We start from the raw sequence: 23,024 nt of genomic DNA on the forward strand, positions 1-23,024 counted from the left end.
CACGATTTATGTGATTATTTGATCAGCTTTACTTAAGTCAATATTTTTTTCATTTGGAGATTAATGTAGATGGATCTCACTATAATGAAGATTTAATAATGCAAAAGTGAACAGTTCATGATTACTCATGAATATTAAATTGTATTACAATCAATATCTAACCAAAATTAATTGAAAAACTATGAAAAAAAATCTATTGAGGACTTTTGCCAGAGGTAGCATGTTTCTTGTTTGCGGTGGTTGTCTTGTTTTTTCTCCACTTGCCAGCATGTCTGCCAAAGCATCATTGCATGAAAAGGAACCTTTTGATTTTTACAAAATCCCCCTCGACGATATTATTGTGAAGGGAAAAGTTACAGATGCAAACGGGCCGGTTCCAGGTGTAAGCGTGAAGTTGAAAGGCGGCACAGCAACCACGGTAACCGATGGCGCTGGGAATTTCAGTATCAAAGTTCCTGAAAATGCAACCTTGGTATTTACCTATATCGGTTATGCAGATCAGGAAGTTCAGGTAAAGGGCCAAACCAATATTAATGTAAAGTTATCAGAGAATAACCAAAATCTTTCTGAAGTAGTTGTAGTAGGTTATGGTACACAAAAGAAGGCTGTTGTATCTGGTGCCGTTGCTTCGGTTAAAGGTACAGAACTTGCTAAATCTTCATCGGTAAATTTAACCAACTCATTAGCTGGGCGATTGCCTGGTGTTACCGCATTGCAAGGCAGTGGTGAGCCAGGTTACGACGGGTCGACCATCAGGATTCGTGGCACAAACTCACTTGGGAACAATAATGCATTGATCGTAATTGATGGGATACCCAACCGTGCGGGCGGTATTGAGCGCTTAAATCCAAATGATATTGAAAGCGTATCAGTGTTGAAAGACGCATCTGCTGCTATTTATGGCTCGCAAGCGGCCAATGGCGTAATTTTAATTACAACCAAGCTGGGTAAATCTGGAAAGCCCCAGTTTTCTTACGATTTTAGTTATGGCTTGCAACAGCCTACCAGGATACCAAAAATGACCAATTCAGTACAATATGCCGAAATTCTGAATGAGCTTAACATCTTCGGTTCTGACATTGACCCTAACGAATGGGCGGCCGCATGGAACAGTTTTAAATCTACGGGTTCATATACTTCTACTGGAGGAAAAACAATTAATGCTGCTTATAAAGCAGATGAGATCAGGAAATTTGCTGATGGATCAGATCCTTTAAGATATCCTAATACCGATTGGTTTAAAACCACTTTTCAAAACTGGTCGCCTCAGCAAAGGCATAATGTTCAGATCAATGGCGGTAGTGAAAATGTAAAATACCTCGTTTCTCTGGGTTATCTTGATCAGGATGGCTATTATAAAAACTCTGCAACGGGATACAAACAATATGATATGCGTTTTAATCTTGAAGCAAAGTTGAGTAAATACATTACCACAACTTTAGGGGTAACAGCCAGAGAAGAAGACCGTAATTTCCCAACCGTGGGTGCAGGCGATATTTTCAGGTTTTTAATGAGAGGGCGCCCGAATGAGATTGCGATATGGCCAAATGGTAAACCTGGAAGAGATATCGAATATGGTTATAACCCGGTGGTATCTACTACCGATTTAACGGGTTACAATAAGGATATCAGAGATTATTTTCAAACTACTGGTAAAGTCGAAATTAAAATTCCTGGTGTTGAAGGACTAAAAGTAACGGGAACTGCGGCAATAGATAAATATTCTGGCAGACAGAAAAACTGGCAATTGCCATGGACACTTTATGATTGGGACAAAAAAACTTTTGAAGCTGATGGCGTAACGCCGGTGTTGACTGGTACAGTGAGATCGCAATATACTGATCCAAGACTAAGAGAAACAGCTGGCGGTCAATTGGCCATCAACTTAACCGGCATGATCAATTACGACAAGAAAATCGGTGATCATAATATTGGCTTAATGGCTGGTGTAACCCGTGAAAAGGTAACAAATGATGGATTTACAGCATTTAGGAGATATTTTCTTTCATCGGCTATTGAACAGTTGCTCGCGGGAGATGAGAAAGAACAATCTTTAGGGAATAATCCTGGTGACCCAAATAATTTATTCAACAGAGCGCGATTAAGTTATTTCGGAAGGGCTGGTTATAACTATAAAGAAAAGTACCTAGCGGAATTTTTATGGCGGGTAGATGGTTCATACATCTTTCCAACAGCCAGGCGTTTTGGTTTCTTCCCAGGTGTATCAGTAGGCTGGCGTTTATCAGAAGAATCTTTTTTCAAGGAAAATGTCAGGTTCGTTGATAATTTAAAATTAAGGGCATCATATGGCCAGATGGGAGCTGAGGCTTATTTTGGAAATACTTTGCAAGAATATCAATACCTGAGTTTAATGAATTTTGGAACATATACGCTTAATGACCTGGTTACTAAAACACTTGTAGAGGGTAATGTGCCAAATTTAGATTTTGGATGGGAAGTAGCCAATAATACCAACATTGGTTTAGATGCATCTTTTCTAAAGAACAGACTATCACTTGAGTTGGATTACTTTTATAACAAGAGAACGAACATCTTAATTAGCAGAAGTAGTTCAGTGCCTGAAAGTTCGGGTATAGTAGATCGCTTACCTCCGGTTAATCTGGGAAAAGTAAATAATAAAGGTTTCGAGTTTAAATTGAGTTACAACGATACTTTCGGGGATTTAAACTTTGGCGTAAGCGTAAACGGCGGTTATGCAAAAAACAAGATCATTTTCTGGGATGAAACCCCCGGCGCTCCGGAATGGCAACGTTCAACTGGTAGGGTAACTAATTCATGGTTGGTGTATGATTATGACGGGGTTTTTAAGGATCAGGCAGAAATTAATGCCAATACAATTAACTATAGTGCATTAACCAGCAATTTACGTCCTGGAGATATGAAGTTTAAAGATATCAACGGTGATGGAAAAATCAACGCAGATGATAAAATACGTCTGGATAAGAATGGTACGCCAACCTTTACCGGGGGCTTTAATTTAAACTTACAATACAAAGGATTTGACTTGTCAGTGCTGATTCAGGGTGCAACCGGCGGGATGCAGATCGTAGGGATTACAGAATCTGGCGATATTGGTAATTTCTTAGAATGGTCTTACAAAAACCGTTGGAGCATTGAGAATCCAAGTTCGGTAAACCCGCGTTTGTCAAACAGAGGAGCTACTTACTATACCGATGGTAACAACGCATTGAACAATACCTATTGGTTGCGGAGCAATAATTATGTTAGGCTTAAAAACGTGGAGTTGGGTTATACCTTGCCGAATAGCTGGGTTGAAAAAGTAGGCTTAAACAGCGTAAGAGTGTATACGAATGGATTGAATCTGGCTACTCTTGATAAAATCAAAGTTTGGGATCCGGAGTCAACCAATTCAAGCGGTCAGTATTATCCACAGGCCAGGGTAATCAATTTTGGTGTTAAAGCCGCCTTTTAACGTATAGCTATTTATCAATTATAATCAAGAATATGAAAGCATTAAATAAAAATATAAAGCTCTATATATTAGTTTCGATTACCTTCCTTGCAGTTTCTTGTAAGAAGGATTTCATGAATGTTAATCCCCCTGATAAGATATCTTCTGAACTCGTGTGGAAAGATCCAGTACTTGCACAGGCTTTTGTTAATGATATTTACAATGGCTTAGGAAGTGGTGGTTTTTCGGAGCAGATGCTTGCTTCTGTTTCAGATGAAGCCTTGTTTACACATCCTACCCGTGGTATAGATTTAATCAATAATGCAACTATCAATCCGTCTACACTAGGTTGGGTAGACGATACCTGGGCGTATAAACAAATGTACAACCGCATCAGAGCCTGTAATACCACTATTGAGCGGATTGTGGGCGGAGATAATGGCCTTAGCAGCCAATTGTTAAAAGATCAATTATTAGGTGAAGCATATTTTTTACGTGCATATTTCTATCAGCAATTACTGCGTTACTATGGGGCTGTGCCTATCATAACCAAAACATATGCATTAACTGATGATTTTAAAATCAAGCGTAACACATATGAAGAGTGTGTAAATTTTATCGTTAAAGATTGCGATGAAGCCAATAGGTTGTTAACCGGAAAAACACTTGATAAAGGACGTACTACAGCACTTGCTGCACTGGCATTAAAGTCAAGAGTATTAATTTATGCGGCTAGTGACTTACACGATAGGGCAAAGCTTACTGCTAAAGTTACCAATATTGCTGCTCAAAAGTTAGATTTTTTAAGCTATGCCAGCGGTAACCAGGCTGATCGCTACAGATTGGCGCAAACTGCAGCCAAAGCGGTTATGGATTTGGGTACAGGTTATAAATTAAATCTTTCTGCACCCGCTACAGATGGTCAGTTAAATTACAAAAGCATTGCCATGGGGGGAGGGAGTAAAGCTCCTGGTATAGATGCAAGTGCCGCATCAGAACTCATTTTTGCCCGTTATTTTATTATCCAGAATAATAATAAACATGCACAGCAAAATGGTCCTAATGGGTATCATAACTGGGCAGGTAACACGCCAATAGGTTTATTGGTTGACGATTATGAGATGAATGATGGCAGTAAGTTTAGCTGGGCCAATGCCGCACAAAAAGCTAATCCTTACCAGAATAGAGATCCTCGTTTTTATGCTACTATTTTATACGATGGTGCAGGTTGGAAACCACGCGATAAGGCTTCGGGAAATGTAGATCCGGCAAGCCAGATTCAAACCGGTATTTATGATTTGTTAGATGATAAAGGAAACAGATTCGATTTTAGAGGATTGGATACAAGAGCTAGTTCTATCGAAAACTGGAATGGAAGCTGGACAGGTTATTATTACCATAAATTTATCGATCCGGATCCAACCATTGTAGATGCTTCTATGTCGCAGAATGTGCCATGGCCTTTCTTCAGGTATACCGAAGCGGTATTTAATTATATTGAAGCAAGCATTGAATTAGGAGAACTCAGTAATGCTACAACCTGGTTAAACAAAATCCGTTTCAGGGCAGGTATGCCTGCGGTAACGGCTATAGATCAAGCTGGACTTAGGGAAGTTTACCGCCATGAACGCCGCATAGAAATGGCTTATGAAGAACAACGTTATCATGATGCCCGCAGGTGGTTAATTGCCAGTGAAACTTTAGGAAGAAAAGTTACTTATATTAAAGTAACCGGTAAGTTTAAGTCTGGTAAAAGTATGACATCGCCTTATCATTATGATCCAACCGTATACGATTATACTTATACTCCGGTTGAGGAAAATGCGCAGGAAAACAGAAGCTGGGACAATAAGCTATACTTCAGGCCATTTAGCCGAGATGAAGTGAATAAAAATAATTTACTCGAACAAAATCCTGGCTATTAAACTCGCAATGTTATATAACCCGATGGATAATTATCTATCGGGTTTTTTTTTGCTTAAAGCTTTGGGTTGTTAATCATTTATCTTAATTTTTGATTTAAATAATTAAAGTTGAGCATTTTTCTATTCGTGTATTGATTTTTCAAAGCTTAGTTTTGCAAATAATTTTTTTCCATGGCAGATTCAGGCCCTAACCCCGTTATTGTAAAATCAGACCCATTCGCAGCGCTACGATATAAAGAATTTAGATCATTCCTGGGCATGCGGTTCTTTTTTACGCTTGCTTACCAAATGCAGGCTGTGGTTATCGGTTATCATATTTACGATTTAACACATGATCCGCTAAAACTCGGTCTGGTTGGATTATGCGAAGCTATACCAGCTATTGGTATTGCACTATATGGTGGCTACATTGCCGATAAAAGTGAAAAACGTGGGTTGTTAATCAAGATATTTTCAGGTGTTTGGCTAGCCTCCGTCTTAATGCTGATTATTACCAGTAAATATCTTCACCTCCGGGAAGACCTTATCGTGATGATCATGTATGGCTTGGTTTTCTGCATTGGCTTGGCCAGAGGCTTTTTTGGTCCGGCAACATTTTCTTTAATGGCCAAAATTGTACCAAAAGAACTGTACCCGAACTCCAGTACGTGGAACAGCAGCAGCTGGCAACTGGCTACCATTATTGGTCCATTGCTTGGTGGTTTGATAAACTGGTTATGGGGAATTACAGCAGCCTATAGTGTCATTGTGGCCCTGGTTACGATATCGTTGATCTGCATATTTACCTTCAAAAAGCATCCAGCCACTTATGTGCCTACGCAGAATATATTTCATAGTTTAAAAGAAGGAATCCAATTTGTTTTTAAAACGAAAATGATGGTTTGGGCCATGAGCTTAGATCTGTTTTCGGTGTTTTTTGGTGGTGCTGTAGCCTTATTGCCCATGTTTGCTAAAGATGTTTTTCATTTGGGATCTTTCGGATTGGGCATGATGCGCGGTGCGGCATCTTCAGGGGCTGTAATTACCATGCTGGCCATGACCCGCTTTTCGCCAATGGGCAAACCCTGGCGTAATTTGTTAATTGCAGTAACTGGTTTTGGCCTTAGCATTATTTGCTATGGTTTATCTAAAAACTTCTACCTCACCTTATTCTTCCTTTTTCTTGAGGGATCGTTTGATAGTGTAAGTGTTATCATCAGGCAAACCATTATGCAGTTACTTACTCCAGATGAGATGCGGGGCAGGGTTTCGGCTGTAAACAGTATGTTTATTGGTTCGTCAAATGAGATTGGAGAGTTTGAGTCGGGTTTAACGGCTAAACTGATGAACCTGGTTCCTGCGGTTGTATTTGGAGGAAGCATGACAATCGCCATTGCTGGCATTACCTGGCTAAAAACAAGATCGTTAACCAAACTCAGTTTACAGGATATCAATGAGCAAACGGCTAAGACCGGTTAATACACGTAGTTTTCCTTATAGACAGGAAAGCAATAGTGTGCAAAAATTTTCGGTAGTCCTGCCTTTCCTCCAATCTTTTTGTTAGTGGTGGTACGGCATTTTGATTTACTGCAACAAAAAGTATTTCCGTACAGTCAGGTTTAATGCAATTGGGTTTTTGCTACTATTAAAGGTTGACAGGCCTGACGCCAAATCAACGTTGGATGGTAGTGAGATTTGTCAACTTTTTAGCGTTTCGGCTATTAAAGTTGACAAATTAAATATACTATTTAAAAACTGAAGTCTGTGGATACAAAGTCCCTGTCTTTATTTAAATCATTTAAAACTTCTTATTCTTACCCCACATAAGGTAAATAATAGAACCCAGAAAAGGCGCCAGCAAGATAATGATGAACCATAATACCTTTACGCTAAAGCCCATTGAGCTGTTTCTGGAGATATGATAAAGGGCAATCAGGATTAGGGCCAGCCATAAAACGGCAGGTATAATCACGAACAGCGCTACCTGGTTGCTATTGATTTCTGCTAATAACATCTGAAATATTTTATTTACTTAAGCTTCAACAATCCGCTCGCCAATTTGTTGGCGCCACATGGCCTGGTACAAGCCATTTTGTGCGATTAATTCTTCGTGATTGCCCTGCTCAATAATATGCCCCTTTTCTAACACGTAAATTTTATCAGCATGTTTGATGGTTGATAAACGGTGCGCAATTAAAATGGTAATGTGATCGGTTAAATTAGAAACCGAACGGATGGTTCTGGTAATTTCTTCCTCGGTAATCGAATCTAATGACGATGTGGCTTCATCAAAAACGAGGATATCCGGCTGGCGTAATAAGGCCCTGGCTATAGATAAACGCTGTTTTTCACCTCCTGAGACCTTTACACCACCTTCGCCAATTAACGAATCTAAACCTTTGTCGGCACGGGCCAGTAAGGTTTGGCAGGCTGCCTGGTTTAATACTTTATAACATTCCTCATCTGTTGCCGTAGGATTTACAAATAAGAGGTTTTCTCTAATCGTACCCGAGAATAACTGCGTGTCTTGCGTTACGAAACCAATTTTCTCACGTAAGGCATCAAGATCGATATCACTACTTGGAATCCCATTATATAAAATCTCACCCTCTTTTGCCGGATATAAACCCACCAATAGTTTCACCAGTGTACTTTTTCCGGAACCAGAAGGGCCAACAAATGCAATGGTTTGGCCGTGATGGGTTTTAAAGGAAATATTTTCTAAAGCATTTCTATTGGCCGTCAGGTGTTTGAAGCCAACATTACTAAAGGTTAGATCTTTAATTTTTTCGATCGAAGTCGGGTTTTCAGGTTTTTTATCAATTGGTGTGCTCAAGATCTTTTTAAAGTTGCCTAACGAAACCTCAGCCTCACGCCAGGTTAAAATCACGTTGCCAAGCTCCTGGAGCGGACCAAACAGGAAGAAGGAGTAAAAAAGGAATGAAAAGTATTGTCCGGCCGAAATGGTATTGTCGAAAATAAGTAAGAGCAGCACCAGCACCATTGTACTACGCACCAGGTTTACGGTAGTACCCTGAACAAAACTCATACTCCGTACATATTTCACTTTTTTAAGCTCCAAACCAAGAATTTTATAGGTGGTTTTGTTTAGTCTTTCAATTTCCTGATCAGCCAGACCTAAACTTTTAACCAGTTCGATATTTCTTAACGATTCTGTTGTAGAGCCTGCCAGCGCAGTTGTTTCGCCAACTATAGAGCGTTGTATGGTTTTGATTTTACGGCTTAAAAACCAGCTTACAAAGCTGATGATGGGAATGGCTGAAAAATAAACCAGCGTAACTTTGTAGCTTACCGAAACCGAATACACGATAACGAAGATCATTCCGATTAAACTTACAAAAAGGATACTGATAAAGGAGGTAATAAATTTCTCAGAATCTAAGCGTACTTTTTGTAAGATACCCAAAGTTTCGCCGCTGCGCTGATCTTCAAAAACCTGATAAGGTAATTTAAGTGAATGCTGCAAACCATCAGCATACATTTTTGCCCCAACTTTTTGCACAATCACACTGGTGAAGTAATCCTGAAAATTTTTAGCAATACGGGAAACCATGGCTGCACCAATAGCAAGGCCAATTAAACCCAGCGAACCCCAAAGGTATTGAGCGTAGGTGAGTGTATCTTTTTTATTGATAAAGCGGTCTAAAATACGACCGGTGATATATGGATCTAAAAGTGAAAAGCCAATATTGAAACCTGCAAGCAATAACGCCAGAACCACAATCCACTTGTGGTGTTTCAGGTAGTCTAATAATAATCCCATTAAAGTTTTGTTGTTTTAAGTACAAACATAAAAAAAGGGAACGGATAAAAATCCATTCCCCTTTTTTATGACTTTAAGCTAAGAAAGTTAGCTAATGATTATTAAAATCCATAACGTAAACCGATTTGAGCCTGCCAAGGGTTTCCGGTTGGTGTTACTATACCAGTATTGTTTAAGCGGTAATTATAATTAGAAGTTGCAGCATCAAAACCTGTAACAGCGTATAAAGCCTGCGTACCTAGTGTTTCTGTAGTACCCCAGGTTTTCTTAAACAAATTGGCTACGTTAAACAAATCGCCAGAAATTTCAATACTTTGTTTTTGACCGCGGCCAAATTTAATCTGATACGCCAACCTTAAATCAATTGTACCATAGAAACCATTGATACCACCATTACGCTCCGCAAATGTGCCTTCGTACTTGGTGATATAATCTTTCAAGCTCTGGCTTGCGGCACCATTATCCAATAAGGTTTGTAAAGCTGTTCTAAGTGCGGCTGGTACATTGGTGTTTGATCTGTTGAAGATGTAGGCTAAATCATTGGTGGCCACGAAATCGCCATTGGTATTTCCGCCAGATAGTAAGCTATATCTGGTACCACCAATGCCCGAATAACGAATACCAGCTTTAATACCTTTAAATGATGGTAATGTTCCGAAAACGACTACTTTGTTTCTAAATTGACCATTTGAATAAGTCATTCTGCTTAAATCGCGTGGATCATCCACTACAGGCAAAGATAAAGTTGCTGAGTTGGCTACGTTACCATTATACGAGGTGTTGTCTTTGGTATCATTCCAGGTAAAACTGGCCGAAATTTCTCCGTCTTTGAAGTATCTCCAGGTACCATCTACGACTATTGCAAACTGATTTACCTTACCTTGACTGTTCAATTCTAACACTCTACCGAACATATTAGTTAAACGGCCTGTTTTCCAGTCTGTATTTCCATTCCCCGTATTAATTGTATTTGCAGGTACAAATACACCTCTGTTTCCTTCATTTGATAAGGTAAAGAAAGGATTGGCAACCATATTTCTATCTACATACATATAGTTGTGACGTGCCAACGTTGCATAACCGGTAATACCTATTCTTATTCTGTCATTAATCAATTTGTTGTAGGATAAGTTTGCTTTATAAACTACGGGTACTTTGGCATCATCAGCATAGGTATTTATGGTAGGGATTTGTAATCCAGGCAGCGTTGGTGCCGTAGCAGTTCCGTTTCTGTAACCGATAAAGTCTGGAGTTGGTACGCCTGAACCGGTAACATCAACTGTTGCCAGGTGTTTACCATCAAAAGTTAAGTTGTTAATGGTAACATAGTTGTTTACATCTGATCCAAAAATTCCGGCTCCCAGACGCAAGTAGTCGCTATGGTTTTCATTAATATCCCAGTTGAACTGGATACGTGGTTGAATTAACAATTGCTTCAATTCATGGTCTGTTCTAACGCCTATAGCATCAAACAGCTGTTGGTTTAATGGTGATGTTGGATATTTGCTATAATCTAGGCGTAAACCACCTGTAAAATCCAACCCTTTACCCAATTTAGTTTGCATTTGGCCGTAAATCGCGGTATTCCATAATTTACCAACCACACTTGGATCGGCAACTAAAGGTACTTCCCTGTAATAACTGATTGGTTTTAAATTATCGAAGTTTTGAAGAGCGGTTGGATCGGTTGCTCCAGTGCCTGATCTGTTAAACGTAAAACGACCATTTACTTCACTTCCATACAATGATTTTGCATGGGTATACATGATATCTACACCAAATGTATATTTAATTTTGTCGGTATTATAATATAAATTATCTACCAATTGGAAAACGTTATTGGTAAAACCTTCCTGGCCAAAACGATGCCCACCAATTTGAACTGCAGTAGTCAATTTACTTCCGGTTGGCAATGTAGATTCTAAGTTAGAAACTATCGCTCTTGGTATAGCAAAACCTAATTCATCATTTTGTGTACTGGCCTGGTAGGTGTACAAATGCTGCAATTTTAATTCATTGGTAACCTTACTGCTAATTGTGGAGCGTAAAGTAGCCAGTAAACTATTATCCACGTTTTTATCGTTACCATAACTTTCGTAAAAGTTGATGGCCGTATTGTCAGCTAATCCCAACGGATTTCTGTCGTTAGTATAGTTATCTCTAACGGTTAATAAATTTTTATCATCAATCTGCCAGTCTAAACGAAGGAAACCTGCATCAGTCCCCCTCTTTTTAGGGAAAGAACCAAATTGTGGTGTATTGGCTACGCCATATTTTGACCTTGCAACAGCTAAAAAATTATTTAATGTGGCGTTTGTAATGTTGAAACGCGCTACATCTGCATCAGAATTGATATCAGCAATAATCAATGGGCGAGAGTCTCTTTGATGATCCCAGGATGCAAAATAATGTAATTTATCTTTAATGATCGGGCCACCCAGGCTAAAACCATATTGATAAGTTGAAAAATCATTGGTTCTTCTGTTTCCTCTGATGTCATACTTACTCGCAAGGAAATCAGCACGGTTATAAGCAAAAGCACTACCTGTAATTTCATTGGTACCAGATTTAGTTACGGCACTGATGGTACCACCACCCGAACGGCCTAAACTGACATCGTATTGATTTGTTACTACTTTAAACTCACGTACACTTTCAATGGAGATAGAGTAAGGCGCACCACTACGGCTGGTTGTACTACCTGCTGAAGTTGGGTTTTTCGCCGTCATACCATCAATGGTGAAGTTGGTTGATGAGCCTAACTGACCTGAAATTCCACCTGGTCCTGATAAAGGTGACAAATCTGTTAAGCTTGAAAAGTTACGGCCGTTTACCGGCAACAAGTTCATTGTTTTGGATGAAATTTCTGTTGAAGCACCAAATTGTTGCACTTTGTTTCTTAATGCCGATCCATTAACGGTGATGCCATCAAGCGTTTGCGCATCTTCCTGCATATTAACCGCTACAATTACGGCATCGCCCTGATTAAGCACATAACCTGTTCTGTTTTGTTCTGCAAAGCCAATGTATGTTGCTTTAATGGTGTATGGGCCACCTAAAGGAAGCTCTTTAAATGTGTATTCTCCCTGAGCATTTGTTGATGTTCTGGTGGTAAAACCAGTAGAGTTGTTTCTAATTTGAACAGAAACACCTGGAATGGGCTTCTTTTGATTATCCGTTACAATTCCGGAAATTGATGCTTGGGTAGTTTGTGCCATAGCCGAATTACTGGCGTAACATAAAAACAGCATCACTGCAATAAGTAAATTTTTCATCATAATTAATCTTCTGATTTATGATGCAAAGGTGTTGCTGTAGTATTAAGCCGGTTTGGATTCTAGGTTATGAAATGGTTTAGGATTATGGAGTTTTTTGGCTTATTGTTAAGCTAATGTTAATGGTGTTTCTTTATGGAAAGTAATTTATTGCCGAGAATGGAGTTTTCTATGGGTAGGGTAGTATCGAAATGTTCCAACAAAAACGGCCGATAAATGAATATCAGCCGTTCTCGTTCTAAGCTTTAAGAGTCAATTAACCACTTGAAACAATTGACCAGTTAACCTCCAAATCTATTTCTTTTCAGCATTATATTTTTCACTGAACTTCTTATCCAATTGTTTGTGCAGATTATCGAGGTTAATATCCCTGCCCTGAATAAATGCCTGTTCAACTTTGTTGGTACGCATATCCAATGCATCGCCAGCGGAGATAAAGAATGTAGCGTCTTTGCCAGTTTCGATACTGCCGGTGGTTTTATCAATACCCATGGCTTTAGCTGCATTTAAGGTAATGGTTGATAAAGCTTTTTCTTTGTCTAAACCCCAGGCCGTAACGGTACCCGCCATAAAAGGCAGGTTACGCTGTTGCCAGTAACCATCAATACTCAATACGACATTTAAGCCCGCATTGGCCAGTATTGCCGCATTTTTGTAAGGCATGTTTACATCATCATCATTGTTGTTCGGCAAGGCATGTGGTTGTTTAACCACCAGCGTAATGTTGTTATCTTTTAAGAAATCAATAATCAGGTAAGCTTCATCTGCACCCGTAATCACCGGGCTAATGCCGAACTTTTTGGCGAAATTAACTGCTGCAACGATGTCTTTCTGACTTTCGGCAGTGATAAATAATTTCTCGTTCCCGGCAAATACTTTTTTCATCGCCTCGAAACGGGTATTAATGACTTCTGGTTTGCCCATTTCGGAGTATGCTTTTGCTTCTGAAAAAAACGACGTTAACTGCGCAATGGCAGCCTGTGTTCTTTCTGCTAAAATTTCTGGCGACTGTTGCGGACGGCCGAAACCACCAAAACCGCCTCTAAAACGCGGTGTAACGGGCCAGGTCATGTGCATGGCGTCGTCAGTTTTAAGCGCTGCATCTTCCCAGTTCCAGGCATCAAGCTGAACCACTGATGAGCTGCCTGAAACCGTTCCACCCTGTGGTGTTGGCTGTGCCATTAAAATGCCATTGCTGCGTAAAGTTGCCGGAACTTTCGAATCGGTATTATAAGCGACAATAGAGCGGATGTGCGAATTAAAATCACCAATCTCCTGAAAATCCAACGTTGCTTTTACCGCTTCAATTTCTGTTAACCCTAAATTGGTCGTGGCAGCAATAAAACCTGGATAAATATGTTTTCCTGTGGCTTCAATACGTATTACACCGTCCTGCGGTACTTGTCCATTGGCAGTTACCGAAATAATTTTTCCGTTCCCAAAAAGGATGGTACCATTTTCGATCACTGTTCCATTACCCACATGTACGGTTGCACCGGTAATGGCAATGGTTTTACTTTGTTTTTTGGCTGGCGATATGTTGGCCTGCGCAAAACACATCAGGCTTGTTGCCGATAGAGCCAGGCTTATTAAATATGTTTTCATGTTAGTGTACATGTTCTTTTTCTGTTAGTTCTGCTGAATAGTTTTCTAAAGTTTCGCAATTGTACAGGCGAGGTGCATCACCCAATGGGCGTTGTGTACGGCTGCCTTTGCTTTTACTTTCTAACATTTTCTGGATCAATCGGGCTTTTTCAGTCTGCATGGCTTTAATTACCTGTGCATCTTTGTCAATATCCCAGTAAGCAATACCATCTACAAAAGTTTTTTCTGCCCTGGCATAAATAGAAAGCGGATTGGCCGTCCAGATGACCACATCAGCATCTTTGCCCGCTTTTAAGCTGCCCACCTGATCATCGATGTGCAGCATTTTTGCCGGGTTTAGGGTTACAAACTTAAAGGCTTCTTCTTCAGGCACATTCCCATATAATACTGATTTACCGGCTTCCTGGTTTAAGTGACGGGCCATTTCAGCATCATCAGAGTTAAAAGCTGTGGTAACGCCCACATTATGCATAATTTTCCCGTTGTATGGAATAGCTTCGGCCACTTCATTTTTATAAGCCCACCAGTCAGAGAAAGTTGAGCCGGCAATGCCATGCGCCTTCATTTTATCGGCCACTTTGTAACCTTCTAAAATATGTGTAAAAGTATTGATCTTAAATCCTAAACTGTCTGCCACATGAATGAGCATGTTAATTTCGCTCTGTACATAAGAGTGGCAGGTAATAAACCGCTTGTTGTTTAAAATTTCTACAATAGCATCCAGTTCCAAATCGCGGCGTACGTTGTTACCTTTTACCGAGCGTGCTTTGGCATATTCTTTTGCGCGGATAAATTCATCAACAAAGGTTTGCTCAACACCCATGCGCGTAACCGGGAAACGGGCACCTGTGCCAAAATTACTTTGTTTCACATTTTCGCCCAGGGCAAATTTGATAAAACCATCTGCACCTGCGAATTTCAGTTCCTCAGGCGATTTACCCCAACGTAATTTAATTAATTGCGATTGGCCACCGATGGGATTGGCTGATCCGTGCAGGATTTGAGAAGTAGTTACCCCTCCGGCCAACTGGCGGTAAATGTTTACATCTTCAGAGTTGATGATGTCGGCAACACGTACCTCTGCAGAAACTGATTGTGCACCTTCATTTATCCCCCCGGAGCCTGCAATATGTGAATGCTCGTCAATAATACCTGCGGTAACGTGTTTACCGGTAGCATCAATTACTTTAGCACCGCTTGCAGAAAGGTTTTTGCCCACAGCTTTAATCTTTCCATTTTCTAAGAGTACATCCGCATTTTGAAGGATGCCGTCTTTTTCGTTCGTCCAGACGGTACCGTTTTTAATCAGTACGGTTTCCTGTTTAGGCAATTCAGTATTTCCAAAAGCAGAGAAAGGATAAATTACAGGTCCCATGGCCAAAGTAGCCTTAGGATCCTCTTTTTTAGGTGTTTCTTTCGCTGCTTCTTTATAAGTTGCGGTAAATTTACCTGTAGTGCCATCTGCCAATGCCGATTCGCCTTTAATCGTAACCGGGTTGGCTGAAGTGATGTAACCGCTTAAACGGATATCGCCTTTAGGATTTTTCTTTAAGTTGAAATTGACGGTTACCCAATCGCCATTCCTGGTGAAAGTAGCGGTCGTTTTGATGCTATCTACACCAACCCTTTCAATTGCTCCGGCAGAGCCACCACCTGCGCCAGTAATTTTTAAGGTTAAAGCACCAACACCATCAACATTTAAATTATAAGTGCCGCGCAAATCGCTCACATCCATCTTATTTACGATAAAACGTTTGCCCTGTACCCAGTTTTCGAAAATAATATTTCCGTTTTTGAACAAGTTATCGGATGAAATCAAAAAGTTGGCTACTTTTCCTTTTTCTAAAGAACCTACTTTATCGCTTATTCCTAAAAGCGAGGCAGGTATTTCTGTGATTGATTGTAAAGCTTGTTTTTCAGTAAGGCCATTTTCTATCGCGGTGCGGAGATTCGCCCAGAAATCGCGGCTGTTTTCCAAGCCAAATGATGTTAAAGCAAATTTAATTCCCGCTTTCTCCAGAGCCGCAGGATTGGTTGGCGCCAGTTCCCAGCCTTTCATTTGTGATAAAGTTACATTTCTGGCTTCTGCCGGATCTTCCACATCGTAAGCTTTAGGGAAAGTTAGAGGGATAATTAAACTTGCGCCGGTAGCTTTAATTTCATTAATGCGCTGGTATTCATCGCCAGTAGATTTAATGATGTATTTCTGGCCAAATTCTTTACCTATTTTATCTGCACGCAGGATGTTCTGCCATCCATCTACTTCAAAAATCTGTGGGATATTTTGTTGCTTACGAAATTCCTCCAAAGAGATGTTGTATTCATCTTTTTGTTTGCTGTACCATACTGCATCATAATAGGTTTGGCGCAATAAGGCAATAGCGCCCATTAACGATGTAGGGTAATCATTTGATGAACTTCCTTTGTTGAATGAATAGTTTGCTGCGGTTTGGTCTTTTAAAAATACACTGTTATCGGCACCCTCATTTAAAGTTACCGCTGCAGAAATACCGCGTGCAATGCCATCTCGGTTAATTACATTTACACTTCCAAAACCAACTTTACGCAATTCGTCAGCCTTTTTACTATCGGTCGAAAAAATGCTTTTTACATAAGTTTCAGGTCGGATCGCTTCATTCCAGCCATAAGCCCCTTTTTTTGTCGATACAAAGATAGATTGGCGCTGACCACCAAAACCGCGTTGTTGCGCAGAAACTTCAGTAAGGCCATAGTTGCTAAAGGCGTCAACCATTGATGGGTAAATGAATTTTCCCTTTAAATCGATCACAACATAACCTTTCGGTACGGCTAAGCCGGCTCCAACAGCCTGAATGGTTGGGCCTTTAATTAAAAGGGTTGCATTTGTTAAGGTTTGGTTGGCATTTACCACTATCGTTGCATTGGTGAAGGCAAACATTCCGGGTCTGGTATCATAGGAGCCATTAACAGGGAAGGAGGTTTGCTGTGCAAACAGGCAGGTAGCAGAAAATACCAGCCCAAGGGCAAGTAAAATTTTCTTCATAGTAAGTTTGGGTTTTAATTGTTTAAAACTAATATAAATAAGCGTTCATTTAACAGAATATCCTATTTTTTACAATTAATACCTACTTTTGATTAAACATATTTTAGAAAAATGTACAATATCTTAAAATCTGCGCACTCCGGATGGCGCTACATCGTATTGATTTTATTGGTTATCGCGGTAGTAAATGCATTATCGGGCTGGTTTGGAAATAAAACATACACAGAGGGTAACCGCAAACTGAATGTATTTGCACTAATTAGTGCACATATACAATTTTTGATAGGTTTGGTACTATTCTTTGTGAGTCCGCTAACCAAATTGCCAATGAGCGATGCCATTGGCCGCTATTTTAAAGCTGAGCACACCTCAATGATGCTTATAGCAATCATTTTAATTACAGTAGGTAATGCGAGGTCGAAAAAAGTAACTGATGCCGTAGCTAAGCACCGAACCATTGCTATTTTCTTTGGATTGGCATTAGTTCTAATTGTAGTAGCTATTTTATTAATGGTTAAGGCAGTTCCGGGAAGATCTTTTTTTGGAGTTTCTTAATCGAATATCCCTTTATTATTATAAAATCCCGTTTTAACAGAGCGAGATTTTTTGGTTATAGCGTACTATTTTTTTACCACAAAGTACACTGAGGGAAGGCACGGAGTTCACTGAGTGGAGGCATGGTTGAAAATAAACTGCGTAAATTTTATTCGATCTGCGTGCTTTCTTAATGATCATTGATGATTGCAGTAAATACTTAAACCCGAAGAAACACTGCATCAAAGGGTCTTTCAGTATAAAAATCCTTCGCTGTGCTTCCATTGATGTTATTTCGCAATTATTTGTTAATGAGCAGCTTGTGGAGTTTATGTGTTTCCGTATAGCTAGGCCGTAGCACCATATCTCCGTTCTGCTTAAATCCGGCCTAATAATTTTTCGTGCCCCACTGACAAAGCCATCCCACTGGCTTCGAAAGAAAAATTTTCAGCCGGTGTTTTTTGTTTCTTTTTGACATCAAAAAGAAAGAGCCCTTCGGCGGCGGCGAGCCAAGGCAAGACTTTTCCTTTGGGCGAATAAAATAAATGTATACGTCATTCACATTGATTTTTATCCAATAAATTATCCCCCAGTATGACAAAAAATAGAGTTTTTGTCAGATTACGCAGCACGAAACTTGCTATCTTATATTTCCTTACATCCCTTATATGTTCAACAATAAATTTGGCCTGCTTTGCTTTTACCTTCGCGCTCTTTGCGGTTAGAAAAGAGATCTTACGGTAAAAGATCCTTCGCTACGCTCAGGATGGCAAGTGGATTGAGACTCACGACTTCGGGCTTCTGACTCTAGACTAAACTTATTTTCATAAATATTTTGCTTTTTCAAAATTCTTTATATTTTTGTGGCTCATGATCAACAATATACATACCTGGCTTTGGCAAAGTAATTCGAAAACGGATTGCGCTGGCTGCGTATGAAAGAAATATAGTTTATCAACCTAAACCTTATTAAAGAACCATTAAAGCCCGGCGTAGAACCACACGCCGGGCTTTTTATTGTTAAAAATAATTTAAACGTTATTGCGATGCACGAAGCAATAGCAACATAGTAAAATCATGTATAAAATAAATACGACCTACAAAAAACTACTTGCCGATACCACCACGCCGGTAAGCATTTACCTGCGCTTGCGCGATGTTTATCCAAACAGCATTTTACTGGAGAGTTCAGATTACCACAGTCGTGAAAACTCCATGAGTTTTGTTTGCGCCGATCCGGTTGCGGGGATCATTTTAAAAGGTTCTAGGCTGGAAACCTATTTTCCTGATGGTACGGTTGAGATTACCGAGAGCAAAAATCTGATCGATGAAATTGCTGATTTTAAGGATAAATTTAAGGAAACTGAACTGCCCGAAATTAAATTCATCTCAAGCGGCCTGTTTGGCTATTTTACCTGGAATGCCGTGCAGCATTTTGAAGATATCAGGTTCACTTCCGAAACACCCGAAGGAGAAGACATTCCGGAAATGCAATACCACTTGTATCGTTACATCATTGCCATTGATCACTTTAAGAATGAAATTACGCTTTTCAAAAATACTTTCGATGGAGAAGAAGAGGGTGGATTGGAAAAAATGGAATACCTGATCCAGAATAAAAATTATCCTGAATACAAGTTCCAGCTTCGTGGTGAGGAAAGTTCAAATCTAACTGATCAGGGTTTTATGGATCTGGTTGAAAAACTGCAAAAGCATATTTATCGCGGTGATGTTTTTCAGATTGTACCTTCAAGAGCATTTAAACAGGCTTTTACCGGAGATGAATTTAATGTATACCGTTGTCTGCGTTCGATCAATCCATCACCTTATCTGTTTTATTTCGATTACGGTAATTTTAAATTGTTTGGTTCCTCACCAGAGGCACAGATTACGATTAAAAACAATTCGGCGAATATTTTTCCAATCGCAGGAACATTTAAAAGGAGTGGAAACGACATTGAAGATGCAGAGCAGACCAGAAAATTGGAACAAGACCCTAAAGAAAGTGCCGAGCATGTAATGCTGGTTGATCTGGCCAGGAACGACCTAAGCAGGCATTGTAACCGCGTTGAAGTGAAATCTTTTAAAGAAGTGCAGTACTATTCGCATCTCATCCACCTGGTGAGTAAAGTGAGCGGTCATTTGCAGGAAAATGTAAGCGCTTTTAAGGTAGTTGCCGACACTTATCCGGCAGGGACTTTAAGCGGGGCACCAAAGTATAAAGCCATGCAGCTGATTGATGAAAATGAAAAGCTGGGTAGGAACTTTTATGCAGGAGCCATTGGCTTTATGGGTTTTAATGAGGATTTTAACCATGCCATCATGATCAGGACTTTTATGAGCAAAAACAACGAACTGCATTACCGTGCGGGAGCGGGTATTGTAGCCGATTCGGTACCTGAAACCGAAATGCAGGAAGTAAACAATAAGATTGCCGCATTGCGTAAAGCGGTGCAAATGGCAGAGCAGATTTAGTTTGGAGTTTTTAGTCTGGAGTAAAATCCAATAGTAAGGAATACAATGGAAAAAAATATAAATAGTAATCTCCCTTCAGGGGGCAAGGGGGTGGTTCTTGTGATCGATAATTATGACAGTTTTACCTACAACCTGGTACATTTAATTAACGAAGTTGGTTACGAAGCTGAAGTTTGGAGAAATGATAAATTCGATTTGGCTGATGTAGAGAAATATGATAAAATATTGCTTTCGCCAGGTCCGGGCATTCCGGAAGAAGCGGGTTTATTGCTGGATGTAATCAGAACTTACGCGCCGACAAAAAGTATTTTTGGGGTATGTTTAGGGCAACAAGCCATTGCAGAAGCATTTGGCGGCACATTGTACAACTTAGGCAGGCCAATGCACGGTATTGCTACGCCGGTTACGGTTGTAGATGGTGATGAGCCTTTGTTCTGGGAATGTCCGCAAACCATTAACGTTGGACGTTACCATAGCTGGGTAGTGAGTCAGGAGAATTTTCCTTCCTGTTTAAAAATTACAGCCAGAGATCATAAGAATGAAATTATGGCGTTAAGACATGAAACGCTGGATGTGCGCGGTGTACAGTTTCACCCTGAAAGTGTGCTTACAGAACATGGCAAACAAATGATGGAGAATTGGTTAACCGCTTCGTCCTAGCACTTTTTTCATCCGGTCTTCATGCTGAATTAGCATCAGGGTCTCAATTGATTGAAATGATAAAATTTTAGATGAGGTATATCAACCTTTTTTAAAATTTTGTCACGTTGAGCCTATTGAAACGCCGCGGAAGAAGTTAATAAAGCTTCTTCAATAAGCCCAGGATGAAAATTACATATTTGATGATGCCCCTTAACAGATTGATAGATGAACATACTAGATAAAATCGTAATACGAAAAAAAGAAGAAATTGCTGATGCGAAAGCCTTGGTTTCCATAACGGAATTAGAAAATTCGCCCCATTTTAAGCGGAAACCTTATTCTTTTAAAGACTTTTTATTAGCTGAAGATCGGACGGGTATTATTGCCGAATTTAAGCGCCGGTCTCCTTCAAAAGGTTTAATCAATGGCGTGGCTGATGTTGCAGAAGTAACGCAGGCATATAATGCTGCGGGGGCGTCTGCACTATCGGTATTAACAGATGTAGATTTTTTTGGTGGTAAAACCGATGATCTTCTGGCTGCACGTGCTGCAAACAATATTCCGATTTTAAGAAAGGACTTCATGATCGACGAATACCAGATCCTTGAAGCTAAAGCCTGGGGTGCTGATATTATTCTGTTAATTGCTTCGATATTAACACCGCAACAGATCAATGATTTCGGAAAGTTTGCGCATAATCTTGGTTTAAATGTGCTTTTAGAAGTGCATAATCTCGAAGAGCTGGAAAGAAGTATTTCGCCTCATTTAGATGCTATTGGAGTAAACAACCGGAACCTGGCTGATTTTACAGTCGATATCCAGACTTCGTTCGATTTAGTAAATAAAATCCCGGATGAATTTTTAAAGATTTCGGAAAGCGCCATTAGTGATCCGCAGACCATAAAAGAATTGAAAGCCGCAGGGTTTAACGGATTTTTGATTGGCGAAAATTTTATGAAAACCGATAATCCCGGAGCTTCTATCAAAGAATTTGTGACGCAGATTTAGCCTTTTATAAATCCCGCAGGTTTTAAAAACCTACGGGGTTTGAACAAAAAAAATACACGTTCGCAAATTTTGTATCTTTGTATCAATTACATGGGAAAACAAAAATTTTATGATACTGCCGTAGTGCAGGAAAGGGCAATTTTAGTCGGTGTGGTTACGCCTGGCGAGAAGGAAGCCCAAACAAAAGAATATTTAGACGAGCTGGCCTTTTTGGTAGATACAGCCGGTGGGAAGGTGGAGAAAGTTTTTACGCAAAAAATGCTTAAGCCTGATCGTGCTACCTTTGTGGGAACCGGAAAACTGGAAGAGATAAAAGCGTATGTAAAATCAGAAGAAATTGATACTGTAGTATTTGATGATGAATTATCCCCATCGCAACTGCGGAATATAGACCGTGAACTGGGTGTTAAGGTATTAGACCGGAGTAATTTAATTCTTGATATTTTTGCCAACAGGGCTCAAACTGCTCAGGCCAAGACTCAGGTAGAACTGGCCCAGTTACAGTATGTTTTACCACGTTTAACAGGGATGTGGACGCACTTAGAACGCCAGAAAGGTGGTATCGGGATGCGCGGTCCGGGGGAAACCCAGATTGAAAGTGATAGGCGGATCATTTTAAATAAAATCTCTTTGTTAAAAGAGCGTTTAAGAAATATCGACAGGCAGAATGAAACACAGCGTAAAAACCGTGGTCAGCTGATTCGGGTAGCTTTGGTAGGTTATACCAACGTGGGTAAATCAACCATCATGAATATGTTGTCGAAATCGGAAGTATTCGCAGAAAATAAACTGTTTGCTACTTTGGATACCACTGTACGCAAAGTAGTGATCGAAAATTTACCATTCCTGCTTTCTGATACCGTTGGGTTTATCCGCAAATTACCTCACCATTTGGTAGAGTGCTTTAAATCTACTTTGGATGAAGTTAGAGAAGCAGATTTGCTGATCCATGTGGTAGACGTTTCGCATCCAAATTTCGAAGATCAGATCAATACCGTTAATGAAACCTTAAAAGATATTGGTGCAATCGATAAGGATATGATCCTGGTGTTTAATAAAATTGATGCTTATGTTTCGCCGGAAGTAGAAGGAGACGATGACGACGGTAAATTAACACTGGAAGAATTTAAAAACAGCTGGATGAGTCATGGCAAAGTACCAGTCCTGTTTATTTCAGCCACTCAGAAAGAGAATATAGAAGAATTTAAAACGTTATTGTACGATAAAATCAGGGCTGCACATGTAGCAAGGTATCCGTATGATAGCAATTTGCTTTATTAGATTAACTCCGTTATTGCGGTGCGGAAAATAAACCTCGCAGGTTTTTAAAACCTACGAGGTT

At 39.9% G+C, this 23,024-nt stretch carries 13 protein-coding genes; 8 read left to right on the plus strand and 5 right to left on the minus strand.

Annotated elements, in window-relative coordinates; translation table 11 throughout:
- The first annotated feature begins 181 nt into the window (after nt 1-181).
- The 3 genes from ACIQXP_RS12720 (at nt 182) to ACIQXP_RS12730 (ending at nt 6,816) form a co-directional block, all read left to right on the plus strand.
- Nucleotides 182-3,454: a SusC/RagA family TonB-linked outer membrane protein gene (locus ACIQXP_RS12720; RefSeq protein ID WP_387505550.1), complete on the plus strand. Its 3,273-nt coding sequence runs from the start codon at nt 182-184 to the stop codon at nt 3,452-3,454.
- Between the two features lie 113 nt (nt 3,455-3,567).
- Nucleotides 3,568-5,358, plus strand: a complete 1,791-nt coding sequence (locus ACIQXP_RS12725; protein WP_387505552.1) for a RagB/SusD family nutrient uptake outer membrane protein — start codon at nt 3,568-3,570, stop codon at nt 5,356-5,358.
- A gap of 171 nt (nt 5,359-5,529) precedes the next feature.
- Nucleotides 5,530-6,816, plus strand: coding sequence for an MFS transporter (locus tag ACIQXP_RS12730; RefSeq protein ID WP_387505553.1), 1,287 nt, complete (start codon nt 5,530-5,532; stop codon nt 6,814-6,816).
- A 319-nt stretch (nt 6,817-7,135) separates the two neighbouring features.
- Here the strand turns inward: ACIQXP_RS12730 and ACIQXP_RS12735 are convergent, their stop codons facing one another.
- The 5 genes from ACIQXP_RS12735 to ACIQXP_RS12755 form a co-directional block, all read right to left on the minus strand.
- Nucleotides 7,136-7,351, minus strand: a complete 216-nt coding sequence (locus ACIQXP_RS12735) for a PLDc N-terminal domain-containing protein (protein WP_134204276.1) — start codon at nt 7,349-7,351, stop codon at nt 7,136-7,138.
- Nucleotides 7,352-7,369: 18 nt separating this feature from the next.
- Complete coding sequence (locus ACIQXP_RS12740; protein ID WP_387505555.1) at nt 7,370-9,121, minus strand: ABC transporter ATP-binding protein; 1,752 nt, start codon at nt 9,119-9,121, stop codon at nt 7,370-7,372.
- A 101-nt stretch (nt 9,122-9,222) separates the two neighbouring features.
- Nucleotides 9,223-12,399: a TonB-dependent receptor gene (locus ACIQXP_RS12745; RefSeq protein ID WP_387505556.1), complete on the minus strand. Its 3,177-nt coding sequence runs from the start codon at nt 12,397-12,399 to the stop codon at nt 9,223-9,225.
- 291 nt (nt 12,400-12,690) lie between these two features.
- The gene (locus ACIQXP_RS12750) at nt 12,691-14,001 is read right to left on the minus strand and encodes an amidohydrolase family protein (protein ID WP_293742769.1); all 1,311 of its coding nucleotides are present in this window, start codon (nt 13,999-14,001) and stop codon (nt 12,691-12,693) included.
- Nucleotide 14,002: 1 nt separating this feature from the next.
- Nucleotides 14,003-17,023 (minus strand): amidohydrolase family protein, encoded by a 3,021-nt coding sequence (locus ACIQXP_RS12755; RefSeq protein ID WP_387505557.1) that lies wholly within the window; start codon nt 17,021-17,023, stop codon nt 14,003-14,005.
- Between the two features lie 111 nt (nt 17,024-17,134).
- On the opposite strand from ACIQXP_RS12755, the gene ACIQXP_RS12760 reads away from it, so the two are divergent.
- From ACIQXP_RS12760 to hflX, 5 genes are all read left to right on the plus strand, one after another.
- Nucleotides 17,135-17,578 carry a cytochrome B gene (locus ACIQXP_RS12760; RefSeq protein ID WP_387505559.1) on the plus strand — a complete coding sequence of 148 codons (444 nt, stop codon included), beginning with the start codon at nt 17,135-17,137 and terminating at the stop codon, nt 17,576-17,578.
- Between the two features lie 1,056 nt (nt 17,579-18,634).
- Nucleotides 18,635-20,032: an anthranilate synthase component I family protein gene (locus ACIQXP_RS12765; protein ID WP_387505560.1), complete on the plus strand. Its 1,398-nt coding sequence runs from the start codon at nt 18,635-18,637 to the stop codon at nt 20,030-20,032.
- Nucleotides 20,033-20,077: 45 nt separating this feature from the next.
- The gene (locus ACIQXP_RS12770; RefSeq protein WP_387505561.1) at nt 20,078-20,692 is read left to right on the plus strand and encodes an anthranilate synthase component II; all 615 of its coding nucleotides are present in this window, start codon (nt 20,078-20,080) and stop codon (nt 20,690-20,692) included.
- A gap of 207 nt (nt 20,693-20,899) precedes the next feature.
- Complete coding sequence (gene trpC / locus ACIQXP_RS12775; protein WP_387505562.1) at nt 20,900-21,682, plus strand: indole-3-glycerol phosphate synthase TrpC; 783 nt, start codon at nt 20,900-20,902, stop codon at nt 21,680-21,682.
- A gap of 90 nt (nt 21,683-21,772) precedes the next feature.
- Nucleotides 21,773-22,963, plus strand: coding sequence for a GTPase HflX (hflX, locus tag ACIQXP_RS12780; protein ID WP_090984648.1), 1,191 nt, complete (start codon nt 21,773-21,775; stop codon nt 22,961-22,963).
- The last annotated feature ends 61 nt before the right edge of the window (nt 22,964-23,024 follow it).

The sequence above is a fragment of the Pedobacter suwonensis genome, from assembly GCF_044762335.1.
Lineage (GTDB): Bacteria > Bacteroidota > Bacteroidia > Sphingobacteriales > Sphingobacteriaceae > Pedobacter.